The sequence below is a fragment of the Pseudomonas sp. R3-18-08 genome (genome assembly GCF_003852065.1).
Classification (GTDB): domain Bacteria; phylum Pseudomonadota; class Gammaproteobacteria; order Pseudomonadales; family Pseudomonadaceae; genus Aquipseudomonas.
On sequence record NZ_CP027729.1, the window covers coordinates 2100342 to 2115046 of the forward strand.

The 14705-nt window shown below is 54.9% G+C and carries 15 protein-coding genes and 1 tRNA gene; 10 read left to right on the forward strand and 6 right to left on the reverse strand.

Going from position 1 to position 14705, the window contains the following annotated elements; all coding sequences use genetic code 11:
• Positions 1-122: 122 nt before the first annotated feature.
• Positions 123-545 carry a chemotaxis protein CheY gene (locus C4J92_RS09715; RefSeq protein WP_124403684.1) on the forward strand — a complete coding sequence of 141 codons (423 nt, stop codon included), beginning with the start codon at positions 123-125 and terminating at the stop codon, positions 543-545.
• Between the two features lie 43 nt (positions 546-588).
• Here C4J92_RS09715 and C4J92_RS09720 read toward each other — a convergent pair whose 3' ends face one another.
• The gene (locus C4J92_RS09720) at positions 589-1668 is read right to left on the reverse strand and encodes a 3-deoxy-7-phosphoheptulonate synthase (protein WP_124403685.1); all 1080 of its coding nucleotides are present in this window, start codon (positions 1666-1668) and stop codon (positions 589-591) included.
• Between the two features lie 630 nt (positions 1669-2298).
• Here C4J92_RS09720 and C4J92_RS09725 point away from each other — a divergent pair.
• From C4J92_RS09725 to C4J92_RS09760, 8 genes are all read left to right on the forward strand, one after another.
• Entirely contained in the window at positions 2299-3048 is a 750-nt protein-coding gene (locus tag C4J92_RS09725) for a carbon-nitrogen hydrolase family protein (protein ID WP_124405785.1), read from the forward strand.
• Positions 3049-3486, forward strand: coding sequence for a GNAT family N-acetyltransferase (locus C4J92_RS09730; RefSeq protein ID WP_124403686.1), 438 nt, complete (start codon positions 3049-3051; stop codon positions 3484-3486).
• Between the two features lie 141 nt (positions 3487-3627).
• Entirely contained in the window at positions 3628-3993 is a 366-nt protein-coding gene (locus tag C4J92_RS09735) for a helix-turn-helix domain-containing protein (protein ID WP_124366573.1), read from the forward strand.
• A 151-nt stretch (positions 3994-4144) separates the two neighbouring features.
• A complete protein-coding gene (gene uvrY / locus C4J92_RS09740) occupies positions 4145-4786 on the forward strand; it encodes a UvrY/SirA/GacA family response regulator transcription factor (RefSeq protein WP_017530522.1) in 642 nt (213 codons plus the stop codon).
• A 1-nt stretch (position 4787) separates the two neighbouring features.
• Positions 4788-6611: an excinuclease ABC subunit UvrC gene (gene uvrC, locus C4J92_RS09745; RefSeq protein ID WP_124403687.1), complete on the forward strand. Its 1824-nt coding sequence runs from the start codon at positions 4788-4790 to the stop codon at positions 6609-6611.
• Between the two features lie 32 nt (positions 6612-6643).
• The gene (gene pgsA, locus C4J92_RS09750; protein WP_034119069.1) at positions 6644-7204 is read left to right on the forward strand and encodes a CDP-diacylglycerol--glycerol-3-phosphate 3-phosphatidyltransferase; all 561 of its coding nucleotides are present in this window, start codon (positions 6644-6646) and stop codon (positions 7202-7204) included.
• 59 nt (positions 7205-7263) lie between these two features.
• A tRNA-Gly gene (locus tag C4J92_RS09755) sits at positions 7264-7339 on the forward strand.
• 235 nt (positions 7340-7574) lie between these two features.
• Entirely contained in the window at positions 7575-9410 is a 1836-nt protein-coding gene (locus tag C4J92_RS09760) for an integrase arm-type DNA-binding domain-containing protein (protein WP_124362156.1), read from the forward strand.
• A gap of 82 nt (positions 9411-9492) precedes the next feature.
• Here C4J92_RS09760 and C4J92_RS09765 read toward each other — a convergent pair whose 3' ends face one another.
• The 5 genes from C4J92_RS09765 to mobH form a co-directional block, all read right to left on the reverse strand.
• Positions 9493-10164 carry a hypothetical protein gene (locus tag C4J92_RS09765; RefSeq protein WP_124403688.1) on the reverse strand — a complete coding sequence of 224 codons (672 nt, stop codon included), beginning with the start codon at positions 10162-10164 and terminating at the stop codon, positions 9493-9495.
• Entirely contained in the window at positions 10161-10538 is a 378-nt protein-coding gene (locus C4J92_RS09770; protein ID WP_124403689.1) for a hypothetical protein, read from the reverse strand. Before C4J92_RS09770 ends, C4J92_RS09765 begins: the two co-directional genes overlap by 4 nt.
• A gap of 188 nt (positions 10539-10726) precedes the next feature.
• Positions 10727-11296, reverse strand: coding sequence for a hypothetical protein (locus tag C4J92_RS09775; RefSeq protein WP_124403690.1), 570 nt, complete (start codon positions 11294-11296; stop codon positions 10727-10729).
• Positions 11289-12266, reverse strand: coding sequence for a hypothetical protein (locus tag C4J92_RS09780; RefSeq protein ID WP_124362159.1), 978 nt, complete (start codon positions 12264-12266; stop codon positions 11289-11291). The genes C4J92_RS09775 and C4J92_RS09780 overlap by 8 nt, the downstream gene beginning before the upstream one ends.
• A 223-nt stretch (positions 12267-12489) precedes the next feature.
• Positions 12490-14217 carry a MobH family relaxase gene (mobH, locus tag C4J92_RS09785; RefSeq protein WP_124403691.1) on the reverse strand — a complete coding sequence of 576 codons (1728 nt, stop codon included), beginning with the start codon at positions 14215-14217 and terminating at the stop codon, positions 12490-12492.
• 221 nt (positions 14218-14438) lie between these two features.
• Between mobH and C4J92_RS09790 the strand changes: the two genes are divergently transcribed.
• The gene (locus tag C4J92_RS09790) at positions 14439-14636 is read left to right on the forward strand and encodes a hypothetical protein (RefSeq protein ID WP_007901093.1); all 198 of its coding nucleotides are present in this window, start codon (positions 14439-14441) and stop codon (positions 14634-14636) included.
• The last annotated feature ends 69 nt before the right edge of the window (positions 14637-14705 follow it).

Here is a 14705-nt window from a genome sequence, read left to right on the forward strand (position 1 = left end):
ACCATTCGGAGCTTTTGGGAGAAGTCCTACGTGATGGGGGAACATGCCTGATTTTGTCGTCGGGATTTGTCTGGAAAATGGGCCACGCTCACTGACGAGCGCTGCCTGCCCAGGGGCTTGCCATGCCGAACAAAGCACTGACCATACTGATTGCCGATGATCTGCACTTGCAGCGGCTCTACATCGAAAAGATGCTTAACCAGTTGGGGTATTACCGGATCGTGCCGGTGCAAACCTTCGAAGAAGTCCAGATTCTCACCGCCATTCCGGCCGAACCTTTCGATGTGCTGATCATCAATGCGGGGCTGGCGGCCCATGCGCGTGGGCCCCACCCTCAGGCACGCCATGTATTGATCTACGACAACCTTGACCTGGGTGATCCCGCCGGCGCAATGCCGACGGTAGCGGTACGCCTGCCGGGCGTACCGGATAACGTCAATCTCGAACATTTCATGGACATCATCGACCCTCCCGAGGCCATGACCGGCTTGCGGGTTTTGCCGTGGCTAAGGGCGCTGTCCCGCCAACCGGTGGTCGGCGTCTAGGCCCACGTAACTGCCCAAGTGGCTTGTGCCCGATGACGGCCAATCACTGGGTATGGCTGTGTTCACGAAGGCGCTCGGCGGCACTGCGCAGCAACTGCTCGGTGCCCGCCCAACCCAGGCAGCCATCGGTTACCGACACGCCGTATTTCATTGACGGGCTCAGAGGCTGGCAACCTTCGAACAGGTGGCTTTCGAGCATCATGCCGATCAGCGACGTATCGCCTTGCAAGCGTTGCTCCAGCACCTCGCTGAACACCGCCGGCTGGCGCAACGGGTCTTTGCCGCTGTTGGCGTGGCTGCAATCGACCATGATGCGTGCCGCAACGTTGGATTTGGCCAGGTCATGTTTGACTTGGGACACGCTCTGCGCATCGTAGTTTGGCCCGCGGTGACCGCCGCGCAGCACCAGGTGGGTGTCGGGATTGCCCGACGTCCGGATGATCGCCGGATGGCCCTGGCTGTCGACGCCGAAGTGGCGGTGCGGGTGCGAGGCCGAGCGCATCGCGTCACAGGCAATCGCGACGCCGCTGTCGGTGCCGTTTTTAAAGCCAACGGGCATGCCCAGGCCGCTGGCCATTTCGCGGTGGATCTGCGATTCGGTGGTGCGCGCACCAATCGCGACCCAACTGAGCAGGTCATCGAAGTAGCCGGCGGCCATGGGTTGCAACAGCTCGGTGGCGACCGGTAAGCCCAGCCGCAGCATTTCGCGCATCAGTTCCCGAGAGAGGGCCAGGCCTGCGGCCATGTCGTCGCTGCCATCGAGGTGCGGATCGTAAGCCAGGCCTTTCCAGCCAATAGTCGTGCGCGGTTTTTCGACGTAGGCGCGAATGACCAGCAGCATCTGGTCGCTGACTTCAAGCGCGAGCTTCTTCAGGTTACGCGCGTATTCCAGGGCCGATTGCGGGTCGTGTATCGAGCACGGGCCGACAATCACCAGCAAGCGTGGATCATGACCATTGAGGATGGCGCGCACGGCTTGGCGGTGGGCGTGTACCTGTTCATTGAGGAACGGGCTGAGGGGTAGTTGATGCTTGAGCTCAAGGGCGCTGGGCAGGCGCTGGGTCAGGGCTTCATTGGCGCTGTCCAGGGTGGAGACGGGCAAAGCGGCGACAGAGACGTTCATATTCTAGATTTCCTGGGCAAGCGGCGGGCAATTCCCGCACGCCTGGCCTACTGGGGTGTTCGACAATTGGCCGTATCGGCTACGTGTGTTGGCTTGCCACCAAGAAGTGACCGGTCGGAGGCGGCAGGCTGTCCCGAACGGGGCTGGCTAAATCGCCATGCAGCGCAAGTGTCGTGGCGGTAATAGGTGATGGTGTTCATGGCGTGATTCCTTTATTTAAGTGTGCGGATCAAAAAAATTCAGGGCCTGAAAAAAACAAAACCCCCGGTCGGGGAGCCGACCGGGGGGTTAGATTTCTCTGGCAGGCGACCCCTTGAGTAGTGGGCGCCGATTTCAGGTATCAGGCGCGCCAGCGGCTAAACCAATACCCAAAATAAAAGCTGACCAGTGCGCTCGAACCGTTCACACGGGTAGCCGACACCGAGCGCGATGCGCTGGCAGCGGGGCAAACCTGAGTGTGGGTGAGTTGCAACATGGCATGTCTCCAAATGATGTGGGGAGCTTACTAGAGCGGCGCAGGTGGATTCAATCAGTAATTTCTATCGCATGGGGGGGGCTTACGGCTATGGGGGGAGTGTCGATATGCTGTTCGCACCTAACTATTGCCAGCACGATTGCCAGGACGCGACCATGACTGCCTTGACCCTTGCTGCGGCGCAAACCCTTTCCATCGCAGGCGATGTAGCAGCCAACATCGCGCGACATCTCGAGTTCATGCAGGCTGCAGCCGCAGAGGGCGTGCAATTGCTGGTGTTCCCAGAGCTGTCGCTGACCGGCTATGAGCCCGCGCTGGCAGCCGACCTGGCCATTGCGCCTGAAGACCCACTGCTGGCGCCATTACGTGAGATGGCGCGGGAGCTGCAGTTGACGGCGGTGGTGGGTATGCCGATCCGCCTGGCGCCAGAGGCGGATGTACTGATTGGCGCCTTGGTTCTAGGGGCTGACGGCTCGGTGGCGGTCTACACCAAACAGCATCTGCATCCGGGCGAAGAACTCGCGTTTGCGGCCGGGCAGGGCGGTGCGGCGCTTGAGTGGGGGAAGGATCGTATTGCGCTGGCTGTGTGCGCTGACTTTTCCCACGCCAGTCATCCGCGCCAGGCGGCGCTGGCGGGCGCCACGGTCTATGCCGCAGGCGTATTGATCAGCGAGAGCGGCTACGCCACGGACAGCGCGCTGCTTCAGGGGTATGCGGCCGAGCATCGCCTTCTGGTGTTGATGGCTAACCATGGTGGCCCGTCGGGCGGCTGGGCTTGTGCCGGCCGCAGTGCGATATGGGCGGATGATGGTCGTTTGCTGGCGGCGGTGCCTGGCGTCGGCGAAGCGCTGGCGATTGCCCGTCGCGATGGCGAGCGCTGGGTTGGGCACGTGGTGGCTGTGTAAATGCCTTTCTGCCTGCGCGCTGCGACGGACCACGACCTGCCATTTGCACGATCCCTGACTCACCGGGCGATGGACCCTTATTACGTGCAAAACCAGTTGCTGTGGTCCGACGATGGCTTTGATAGGGCCTGGGCTGCTCGGGAAAACTGGCTGATTTACGCGGATGACTGCGTTGTCGGGTTTATCAGCCTGAGCCGTGATAGCAACGCGCTCTATATCCGCGAACTGCATATGCTCGAGGCCTATCGCGGGCTCGGCGCGGGCACTTGGGTGCTGGAGCAGATGGCGCTCAAGGCCCAAGTGCCGGGCCTGTTGCGTTTAACCGTGTTCAAGACCAACCCGGCCAAAAGGCTTTATCAGCGCACGGGGTTCAGCGTTGTCGGTGAAGAGGCCGGATTCTGGCGGATGGAACGCGTTTGTCGCTCAACATCCTGTTGACGGTGCCGTTCCTTGATGTTTCAGCCTGGCCTTGTGCAGGGGTACGCATTGCGGGCATAGTTCAAAAAAACGTTTAATTTGTTTAACGAAGTGATGAGCCTGTCACCTCTTGCGGTGTGCCAAATAGGATCATGCATCCAGATGAGTGGAATCGGTTCGCGTTTAAGGCAAGAAAGAGAGCGACTTGGCCTGTCGCAAAAAGTGTTTGGTGAAATCGGAGGCGTCGAAGCCAACGCCCAGGGCAAATATGAAAGCGGTGGGCGCGCGCCCAAGGCCGACTACTTGTCTCGCGTGGCCAGCAGAGGCGTGGATGTGCTGTACGTGTTGACGGGGACAGCGACGCCGACTCCACTGGAAAATCTGAGCCAGCTTGAAGAAAAAGTGCTGGTTGATTACCGGGCCTTGTTCAAGGAAGACCAAGAGGCAATCCGCCGCCTGACGTCGACCCTGGCCGAGCATTCCCTTTCTCGCCATGGAAAAACCAAGCCTGCGCCGCAGGATTCCTGACCTTTTGCCCAGCAAATCCGGCCGTTCGCCGCTCGATAGAGGCGTGCCAAGCGCTCAAACTCCACATATATGACGCTTGCAGCTAGGTCTGCGCCCTGGTTTTTTGCTAAGGTGTTCAGCAACCTATAAGACCATATCGCGAGGTGTCTGCTTGATTAGGGTGCTAGTAGTCGATGACCATGATCTCGTTCGTACAGGCATTACACGAATGCTGGCTGACATCGACGGCCTGCAAGTAGTCGGCCAGGCCGAGTCGGGGGAGGAATCTCTGATCAAGGCCCGGGAATTGAAACCCGATGTGGTGTTGATGGACGTCAAGATGCCGGGGATCGGCGGTCTGGGCGCCACTACCAAATTATTGCGCAGCCATCCGGATATCAAGGTTGTGGTGGTAACGGTGTGCGAGGAAGACCCATTTCCTACGCGTCTGCTGCAGGCGGGAGCCGCGGGTTACCTCACCAAAGGCGCCGGCCTGGCGGAAATGGTGCAAGCCATTCGCCTGGTATTTGCCGGCCAGCGCTATATCAGCCCGCAGATTGCCCAGCAGTTGGCCATCAAATCCTTCCAGCCCACCAGCGACTCGCCGTTTGACGCGCTGTCGGAGCGGGAAATCCAGATCGCCTTGATGATCGTCGGTTGCCAGAAGGTGCAGTCGATCTCCGATAAGCTGTGCCTCTCGCCCAAGACCGTCAACACCTACCGCTATCGCATCTTCGAGAAACTCGCCATCAGCAGTGATGTTGAATTGACCCTGCTCGCGGTGCGTCACGGCATGGTGGACGCTAGCGCCTGACATGACCACGCCGTTTGATCCAAGTGCCTTCCTCTCGACCTGCAGCGGCCGCCCCGGCGTGTACCGTATGTTCGACAGCGAGGCGCGCCTGCTCTACGTGGGCAAGGCCAAGAACCTGAAAAACCGTCTGGCGAGCTATTTTCGCAAGACCGGTCTCGCGCCGAAAACCGCCGCCCTGGTTGCGCGTATCGCCCAGGTCGAAACCACCATTACCGCCAATGAAACTGAAGCGCTGCTGCTTGAGCAGACGCTGATCAAGGAATGGCGGCCGCCGTATAACATCCTGCTGCGTGACGATAAATCCTACCCCTACGTGTTTTTGTCGGATGGCGCCTTCCCGCGCCTGAGCATCCACCGGGGTGCGAAGAAGCAGAAGGGCAAGTATTTCGGGCCTTACCCCAGCGCCGGCGCCATTCGCGAGAGCTTGAGCCTGCTGCAGAAGACGTTTTTTGTGCGCCAGTGTGAAGACAGCTTCTACAAGAACCGTACGCGCCCGTGCCTGCAGTACCAGATCAAGCGCTGCAAGGCGCCCTGTGTGGGCCTGGTGGAGCCGGCGGAGTACGCCGAGGATGTGCGTCACTCGGTGATGTTCCTCGAGGGGCGCAGCAACGCGCTGACCGATGAACTGTCCGGGGCCATGGAGCAGGCGGCCAGCACCCTGGATTTCGAGAAGGCTGCCGAGCTGCGCGACCAGATATCGCTGCTGCGCCGCGTCCAGGACCAGCAGAGCATGGAAGGCGGCACCGGCGACGTCGACGTGATCGCGGCATTCGTCAACCCGGGTGGCGCCTGTGTTCACCTGATCAGCGTGCGTGGCGGGCGGGTGTTGGGCAGCAAGAACTTCTTCCCGCAAACCGGGATCGATGAAGACGTCTCCGAGGTGATGGCCGCGTTCCTCGGCCAATATTATGTGAGCAGTCCTGAGCGCGACTTGCCGTCGGAGCTGATCGTCAACGTGGTCCACGAAGATTTCCCGACCCTGATCGAGGCGATCCATGAACTGCGCGGTCGCGAGCTGGACATCAGCCACCGCGTTCGCGGCACCCGTGCCCGCTGGCAGCAGCTGGCCGTGACCAACGCCGAACAGGCCCTCGGCGCGCGCCTGGCCAATCGACAGCACGTTGCCGCACGCTTCGAAGCCTTGGCCGAAGTGCTCAACCTGGACGAGCCACCCCAGCGCCTGGAGTGCTACGACATCAGCCACTCCAGCGGCGAAGCCACCGTGGCCTCCTGCGTGGTGTTCGGCCCTGAAGGCCCGATCAAGGCCGACTACCGGCGTTACAACATCGAAGGCGTTACCGCCGGCGATGACTACGCCGCCATGCACCAGGCCCTCACGCGGCGCTTCAGCAGATTGAAGGAAGGCGAGGGCAAGTTGCCCGATATCCTCTTGGTCGACGGCGGCAAGGGCCAGTTATCCATGGCCCGCGACGTCCTCAATGAACTGGCCGTACCCGACCTGATCCTGCTCGGCGTGGCCAAGGGCGCCACGCGCAAGGCCGGTTTCGAGACGTTGTACTTGAATGATGCCGCGCATGAGTTCACTTTGAAGGGCGACTCCCCGGCGTTGCACCTGATTCAACAGATTCGTGACGAAGCCCACCGCTTCGCCATTACCGGCCACCGTGCACGACGCGGCAAAACCCGCCGAACCTCAACCCTGGAAGGGGTCGCGGGGGTCGGCCCGACGCGGCGTCGCGACTTGCTTAAACATTTTGGTGGCTTGCAGGAGCTCTCCCGTGCCAGCATTGACGAAATAGCCAAAGCACCCGGTATCAGTAAAAAGCTCGCTGAATTGATTTATGCCAATCTGCACAGCGAATAGAATGCCTTCTCACCTCGTAGCCAGTTGTGCCGATGAATATCCCTAATCTGATCACCGTTCTACGCGTCTTGCTTATCCCGATTTTTATCCTGCTGTTCTATTTGCCGTATGAATGGAGCTATGTCGCCTCCAGTTCGGTATTCGCATTTGCCGCCGCCACCGACTGGCTCGACGGCTACCTGGCGCGCCGCCTGGAGCAAAGCACCCCGTTTGGTGCGTTCCTTGACCCGGTGGCCGACAAACTCATGGTCGCCGTGGCCCTGGTGCTCCTGGTGCAGGAACACGGCAACCTGTGGCTGACCCTGCCGGCTGCCGTGATCATCGGTCGCGAGATCGTTGTCTCGGCCCTGCGCGAATGGATGGCCGAAATCGGCGCCCGCGCCCACGTCGCCGTATCGAACATGGGCAAATGGAAAACCGCCGCGCAAATGCTCGCGCTGGTCATCCTGCTGGCCAATCCGTCGGACTTCTCGTTCTGGGTCCTCACCGGCTACGCCTTGTTGCTCATCGCTGCAGGCCTGACGCTGTGGTCCATGCTGCAATACCTGCGCGCCGCCTGGCCCCACCTGCGCACCACCGTTGAAAAGAAATAAACTTTTTTGAATCAAAGGGTTGACGGGTGCTGGGGATTCTATAGAATGCGCATCACCAAGCGGGAATAGCTCAGTTGGTAGAGCACGACCTTGCCAAGGTCGGGGTCGCGAGTTCGAGTCTCGTTTCCCGCTCCAAATATTGCGCTGCAGAGTTCCACTGAATTCTGTAAGTGATTGAAATCAGGGCCTTTAGGCCCTTTTTTCGTTCCAGCGGGAACCACTGAAATCCAGCTCCATCCAGTGCTTTTAAGTCCCGATTTAAGTCCCGAATGAGGATCTTGGATTTGGATGTGCACTGAATCGGTTTTTTGCTGGAGCAGCTTGGATAGCGAGACGAGCATCTGGCCCTGACTCTGTTCAGGAGCTCGCTATGGCACTCTCGGATACTACCGTTCGGCAAGCCCGAATCACCGGCAATGACTACACGATAGGCGACACGGATGGGCTTGCGCTCAACGTGACGGCTCGCGGCGGAAAAATCTGGCGTTTCAGATACTACTGGGCGGGCGTGCAGAAGCGCATGTCTCTGGGTAGCTATCCGCAAATCAGCCTCAAAGAAGCCCGCGTCCGACGTGACGAGGCGCGAGCCTTGGTCGCCCAAGGCATCAATCCCTATGAGCACCGTAAGCAGCAGCGTCGTGCTGTTCGTTTTGCGGCAGAGCACACCTTTGAGGCTGTGTTCAATCAGTGGGTGGAGTTCCGTAGGCTGAGCCTGAAGGAAGGGCGCCAGAGTACGCTCTCGCAAATCCTGCGAATCTTCAATAAGGACGTTCTGCCCACGCTCGGTGTGCGGTCTATCTACGATATCAGTCGTCATGATTTGCTGGATTTGCTGAGCAGGATCGAACAGCGCAAAGCCTTAACGACCGCCGAAAAATGCCGGACCTGGTTCAACCAATTGTTCCGCTATGCGCTGGTGAAGATCGAGGGGCTGGAACACAACCCAGCTTCAGACCTTGATGTGGTTGCACTCCCCAAACCTCCGGTTACGCATAATCCATTTCTTCGTATGGACGAGCTCCCGGCATTGATGGCTGCTCTTCGAAACTACGGTGGCGCCAACCAAACTCGGCTTGGCCTTCGGTTGTTGCTGCTGACCGGTGTCCGCACGGGCGAATTGCGGTTGGCAACACCCGACCAGTTCGATCTGGAGAAACGGTTGTGGGTGATACCCGCGGAGGTGGTGAAACAGCTCCAGCTAGCCATGCGAAAGCCAGGTAAGCAGACCCAAAGTGTACCGCCTTATATCGTGCCGTTGTCGGTTCAGGCTCTGGAGATTGTGCGTCACTTGCTGGAACAGGTTGTCCCCGCACAACGCTACTTGTTTGCGCATCGAAGCGATCTGAGCAAGCGTATCAGTGAGAACACGCTGAATGGCGCGTTACGCCGGATGGGGTACGCCGATCAACTCACCGGTCATGGCATGAGAGCGACGATCTCGACGGCGCTGAACGAGATCGGATACCCGAAGGTGTGGGTGGATGCCCAGCTTTCTCATGCCGATCCAGACAAGGTGAGTGCGGCCTACAATCACGCGGAGTATGTCGAGCAACGCCGGACGATGATGCAGGACTGGGCGAATCGTCTCGATCTTTGGGGGCAGGGCCAGCTGAAAGCGGCAAGCTCTCCGCTTACCATCCGATTGGAGGGGGCCGCTTCGCTGCCGTCGCTGGAAAACGTGAAAACGAATTCCATTCAATTCAACGGCGCCTTTCCGATGACAACCGTCTCGGCGCCCAAGGCTTCGGTTAGCAACGAACCAGCTCTGATTGTGTCGCACCAGCCGCCTGTCGTACCTCTTTCGGCCCCGACTGAAACGCCGCATAAATCTCACGTGTCTGACATCCAGCGCGAACGCGCCGAGATGCTTGCCATTTATGAGGCCGCTAGTAATTTGCCGTTACTGGTTTTCGCGAAATTGGCTGGCAAATCCCGAGATCAGATCAACCGTGATATCAAGGCTCGCCGTCTGCTGTCCCTGAGCCTGGGGAATCGCGGTCAGCGCATTCCGGATTGGCAGCTTGATCCGTTGCGGCATAAGTTGGTACTCGTATTGCTTGAGCGGTTTCCAGATGTAAATGCTTGGACGCTTTATCGGATGCTCTGTGAGCCCCATGAGCGACTAAAAGGCTTTTCACCTATTGATGCTCTTACTCCCGAAAATTTCAATCAAACTACAAGAAAAGTGGTCCAATGCTTAAGCTAAAAACTGTGGTGCTATATCAACGCGGTGACAAGGACTGCGTCGCGTGCTTGAGTGATGAGCGCTCTTGCTATTAGAGCGCTTGTCAAATAATAAAAATTTCAGATTTTAGAAACTCTATAAGCCGGTTGGAATCTTTTCCTGCGGTTTTGAGCCCTCCATCTCTTGTTATAACAAAGCTCGCAACAAAATCCCGAGTGGTTGATTTAAATGTCAATGCCGATATGTAGTAGGCTCTTCCGGCGATCAACTGCTCAACCGTTTCTTTGATGTTCAATCCGCCAGTTGCAGTGATTTTTGCAGAGGTACCCTCGCCAAGGTCTATCTGCGAGATACTTATTGAGGTGTTTTGGAAATTCGAAGCTAAGAAATTATTGGTATAAGTGAGTTTTCTAATGTCCAAAGAGATGGGTTCGATGGAAAAATTAAAACCACTAGCTTCGCCAAGTTTCATTATAAATGTGTTTAAGTTTCTTCCTGGATTGATGATTTCCAAAGTGTTACTGCTAAAAAATATCTTAAACTGTGTGTCCCTATATACGATTCTGCGGGTGGTTATGGTTTCGCCAAATGGATCTTTTTGGGATTCGTCATATTCAATTCTTTCGATATATCTTGCCTCGATTCTATCCTTGCGAAAACTTGAGATTTGAAAACCATCGGAAGAATATTGATTGAACTTTATCTTGTTGATTTTTGAGTTCAAAGTTTCGGCGTCTAAACTAGAGGAAAACTTGTACCATTTTATTCTGGTCATTGCTCGTCTTCCTTTTGGCTGCCATTGGTGTACGAGGTTTGCTCTGTCTTTAAGTTATGGATCACAATTTGAGCTGTCTGCTCAATTAGTGCAATATACTCTCGTTTTTCATCGTCTTTGAATGATCTAATGCTTTTTGTGTATTCAAGGCTGCTAAAGTTGTAATACCCTTTGATACTGAATTTAAAACCTTCCCCAGTTTCAGGTTTCTCAAATCCAGCAAAAAATTCTACTCGCTCTCTTTTTCCTGAAGTTTTATCGGACCTCCATACGATAGAGGCTATGTAGAATCCTCCGTTTTTGAGATCTTGGTATTGTTTAGAGCTGAGAAGGCTTTCTCCACGTAGTGCTGCGTTTTTTACTACGCCTAACATCTCATCCCGGGCTTCATCACTAATGTCCGCTTCCTCCTCGTCATCGCTAGGCAGATTGTTCTTTGTGTGGCTGGACTCAACTTTTATATTGGTAACATTGCTAAGTCTAAATCCGGGTAGTGATGTGATAAGTCGTGTGAAAAATTCAGTTTTTGCGAGATGTCCCGAAATGTCAATTAGCTCAATTTTTAAGATAGGAATGATTTCTTTCTTTTTTCTTCTATCCTGTTTGTTAGTTTTTTTGCTATAGATTCTCCTTTGCTGTTTGCTGGGAATCTCAAGATTGTATTTTTTGAATTAACCTCAAACTCAATGTCGGCTTCTTTTTTGATGCGTTGCATCAGTCTGCTTTTGGCGTAGTTCAAGTCGGAATATTCTATCTTTACGGTGATCTTGTTTCCGTCTTGAACTATCTTTACTTTCTCATCCTCCTCAGGACTCTCTTGGAACTCCTTGGCAATTTCCTTGATCTCTTCAATAGTCAGACTTCCATTAAGCGTTTCACTCTTGATTTTGTCACTTCTATTGTTTTGCTCACGCCTAGAGAGCAAAACATTCAGGTCGTAATAATCATGCGGGAGAAGTGAGATTTTTTCTGCAAGATCATCTCTATCTTCATTTGCAGAGTAGAAAATCCCTTTGTCTTTTGCGAGCTCTAAAAGAACGTGTTCAGTTAATCGTTGCTTGGCTGATTTTAGAACGTCAAAAATTTCTTTATCAGTAGCACAATAATAGAGTGGATTTTTTTTATCAGTCATCACGCATACCTATTTCGACCTCTGAAAATGTTTGGGTGGTAGTCGTCATTTGGGAGAATTCTATGCTGTTCAATATTTTTCCGATTTCTCCACCGCCGCAACGTTCCGCATATTCGTCGACAGCTAGCTTGAATTTAGCGTTTGCTGATTGATGGGGGTCAAGAATTTTTATTGTCACTTTGTTTCCGCTGACTAGAACCTGATAATGCATAAGGCAGTCGATCAGGTATAAAAACTCGGCTTGTTCAAAGCCTCGTTTCCTATAAAAGATTACAAAATCATTTTTGGGAGCGTCGGGAACCATAGAGTACTGCATGATGATCCAAGAAGAGGTAAGCATTTCAAGTGTGGCAGCTGGGGCCTTTTCAAGCTTAACGTTTTTTTTGTTTGATAGATGAGGGTAGAAAAATTTGCATTGATTGCGAGATGGTAAGTCTTCACTGCCTCGCATTCTAAGTATTTCATCCTTGACATTGTTAAGCCAGAATATATCCGCAGGGCTTAGTACGACGAGCTTAGAACCTTTGGGGATGTTGAGCTCTTCGCTTTTTATATTTTCAATTCTTTTGGAGAAATCCGCATCGAACTTCCCATCATGGTTGTAAATAAAAAGCAATCCGCAGATATTTTTTGCGACATGTTCGTGAGTGTATTCAGATTGCCACGGTTGGCTTTTTTCTGCACACTCCAAGCTGTTGGCCAAACTCTTTACGGCCACTTTAACTTTTTCAGTCGTAATTGTTTCTTTCTTGTAGCTTTTTAGGTCGCAGTTGATATAGGTTCGAGCTTGTGAATACGGCTCTTCGTACCAAAAAACAATATCGGTTGGGTGGGTCGAAACGCTATGTTTTTCAGGTTCTTCGCAAGTCCAGTTCCTATCGTGCGGGCCAACTCTGTTCCATAAAAACTCTCCGAATATACCTTTCGAGAGTATTTCCGCCATTTTTGCAATATTAGCTGTCTCAGCCATGTCATTCCTTGATTATTGATTTTAAAATATCACTGTACTGTCTCATTGCTATTGCGTCCATCGTAGTTAAGTCGATTCTAAAGCTCTAGGCAAGTCCGGAGGCGCACGCCTATGAAGTTTCAGGAGTGTGCCGCACGACGGTTCAGGAGGAGGCACTGGAGGCCTATCGGGAGGAGTCTGGAGGGCGCCAATTTTTATGGTGACGTTGTCGAAATCTCTACATTTAGGTACTGCCGGTTATTTCTAGGAACGGGTTATCCTCTGGTAGTTTCTCGAATAGGTAGTCGGGGCTTTGTAAGATATATCCTTGTATTTTCGAGGTTTTTCGTGGCCCCCTCACCGTACATACCCAGATATTCATACCGTTGCCACGCTTTCTATGAACCCTCAGTTTCTCAAACTGCTTCTGCACCCAACGCCATTCTTCGATCTCTTGGCAGGCGCCCAGAGAGATGCCGGGGAACTCCTGCGTATAGCGTTGAAAGAGACCAGGGGTGACCAGAAATACGTTCCCACCCACCGTGTGGATTTTGGCCTTGCTGTCATTGATGATCAGCCTGTGACTCCGGATGCCTTCTTTGACCCAATTCAGGAATGCCTGGCCAGGGTCATCCGACGAGGGATTTGAGATTTCGAGAATGTGTGCTGACGATTCGTCGCTGACCTCAGGCTCTTCCAGCTCGAACATATCCAACAGCGTGCCGAGAGAGTCAGCGTCTTCCATCGCCATGGGATTTGTCAGCGAAGAGCTTTGACGCGATCCATTACTGACAGTCTTAGGCGCTGGAGGTGATGCCGAAGCGTCAGACGGATGGTCATCGGTTACCACGCTCACTGTTCCGCTGAAAGTCTCAGGCCGGTCTTCGTTCCCCCAAATCAGTGCCGGTTGAAGGCGCAGAAAGGTGAAATGCTGCTGCCAATTTCCCTGTGCCACAAGCGCGGTCCAGATGGCTTTTCCTTCCGGCGTGGACTCAACCAATCCGTGCGACTGCAGCTCATCGAACACTGCGAGGTTGGACGAGGGAATGCCCTCAATCGATTGCGACAGTAGATAGGCTCGCAGCTTGTCCGTGACCGTCTTGTTGACGAGCCAGAGCGCGTCCTGGGTCAGCCATCCCGCGGCACCTGGCTGGTTGAGTTTCAGTTCGTGCTGAACCAGATGACGCAATCCGCTGATCAAGTGATGTTGCAGCGAATGAATCGGTGCTTGCAGCGCCTTGCTCGGGTTACCACCGATGTTCTGTGCGGTGGAAACGCGGTCGGCCTGCATCACCAACTCACCGAGCACGCCGGCACGTTCGTACTGGCCCGCCAGGACATACAGCAGATTGGCCCACAGAGGCGGAAATCCACTGAGCCAATCGAGAATTGGCCGGTCGATAATCTGGTTGTAGAGCAAGCCTGCGGCCGCGCCGTGCAAGTGGTAGTCGCGCCCCTTGAGATAGCGGAAACGATACGGCTGATCCAGGGAACCCTGCCAAGGATGCCAAACACGGCCATCCTGGCGTTCGACAAACAGGTCCACGGCAATCTTGCCGATGTCATGGAGCAACGCGCCATAGGCGATGCCAGCGGACCAAGCGTCAGTCTGGGCGGCCTGGTCTTCGGGCGCCGCACCAGTGGGAAGCAGATAGGATTGGCGCAGTTTCAAACTGCAGGCGACCAGTTCCAGTCCATGGTCGAGCATGCCGCCGAGATACGCATGGTGGTGCGTCTCGCTGGCCGGGAGTTGCTGGACCTGTTCGGCGTAGCGATGGATCGGATTTAAATAGAGCTGGATGAACTGCGCGTGGGAGAGGGCGGTGTACTGCCAGATGCGATCGAGCAGCTGGCGGCGGTGCTCCGCGGCTAACAAGTTGTGAGCCGACTCGATGGACAGGTAACCTTCGGCGACGTTGACGGTCGGTGGCAGAGGGGGCTTCTGCCTTTTGCGGCGAAACAGGCTGAGCATCGTGACCTCCGGAAAGTGGCTGGGTCAGTGGCCTTTTAGCCTTTTCGGATAGCGCTCTTACCCTTGAGTCCCCATTCCCTTCCAACCCTTACCCGTCCTTTTGGCTCGTGTCCCTTTGCATGGCAATCGGAATATGGATACGGCTAGGCATCGTTTTGTTGGGGCTAGTACGGCAAAGACAAGAGTCGGTACACTGCGGTGCATATTTTTTGGGTCTAGCCATGAACCTCACTGACGCCACGCTCGTGCTGCTGCTCGCGGCACGTATCCATGGGACCGACGAAGCCGTCCGGGCCTCGGCGAAGAGCGTGGTCAAGAAGTTACCGCGCAGTAAACGCGATCTGATCTACAAGGTGATCGATAGCCGGAGTCCGCTCGAGCTGGTGGATTTTCTGGCGCAGAACCTGGATGCGGAATGACAGGCTGCGGGTGTGTGCCCATCCCTGACTCTTTGCGTCAGTGCCGGCGGCAAAAGTTTTTTTCTGGGC

What these genes read in the sequence shown, in the direction of transcription:
- C4J92_RS09730 (WP_124403686.1), top strand. Translation starts at nt 3,049, where the DNA reads ATGCCTTTCTGCCTGCGCGCTGCGACGGACCACGACCTGCCATTTGCA.
- C4J92_RS09720 (WP_124403685.1), bottom strand. Translation starts at nt 1,668, where the DNA reads ATGAACGTCTCTGTCGCCGCTTTGCCCGTCTCCACCCTGGACAGCGCC.
- C4J92_RS09725 (WP_124405785.1), top strand. Translation starts at nt 2,299, where the DNA reads ATGACTGCCTTGACCCTTGCTGCGGCGCAAACCCTTTCCATCGCAGGC.
- C4J92_RS09775 (WP_124403690.1), bottom strand. Translation starts at nt 11,296, where the DNA reads ATGACTGATAAAAAAAATCCACTCTATTATTGTGCTACTGATAAAGAA.
- mobH (WP_124403691.1), bottom strand. Translation starts at nt 14,217, where the DNA reads ATGCTCAGCCTGTTTCGCCGCAAAAGGCAGAAGCCCCCTCTGCCACCG.
- C4J92_RS09770 (WP_124403689.1), bottom strand. Translation starts at nt 10,538, where the DNA reads ATGTTAGGCGTAGTAAAAAACGCAGCACTACGTGGAGAAAGCCTTCTC.
- C4J92_RS09735 (WP_124366573.1), top strand. Translation starts at nt 3,628, where the DNA reads ATGAGTGGAATCGGTTCGCGTTTAAGGCAAGAAAGAGAGCGACTTGGC.
- C4J92_RS09790 (WP_007901093.1), top strand. Translation starts at nt 14,439, where the DNA reads ATGAACCTCACTGACGCCACGCTCGTGCTGCTGCTCGCGGCACGTATC.
- C4J92_RS09765 (WP_124403688.1), bottom strand. Translation starts at nt 10,164, where the DNA reads ATGACCAGAATAAAATGGTACAAGTTTTCCTCTAGTTTAGACGCCGAA.
- uvrC (WP_124403687.1), top strand. Translation starts at nt 4,788, where the DNA reads ATGACCACGCCGTTTGATCCAAGTGCCTTCCTCTCGACCTGCAGCGGC.
- C4J92_RS09760 (WP_124362156.1), top strand. Translation starts at nt 7,575, where the DNA reads ATGGCACTCTCGGATACTACCGTTCGGCAAGCCCGAATCACCGGCAAT.
- C4J92_RS09780 (WP_124362159.1), bottom strand. Translation starts at nt 12,266, where the DNA reads ATGGCTGAGACAGCTAATATTGCAAAAATGGCGGAAATACTCTCGAAA.
- pgsA (WP_034119069.1), top strand. Translation starts at nt 6,644, where the DNA reads ATGAATATCCCTAATCTGATCACCGTTCTACGCGTCTTGCTTATCCCG.
- C4J92_RS09715 (WP_124403684.1), top strand. Translation starts at nt 123, where the DNA reads ATGCCGAACAAAGCACTGACCATACTGATTGCCGATGATCTGCACTTG.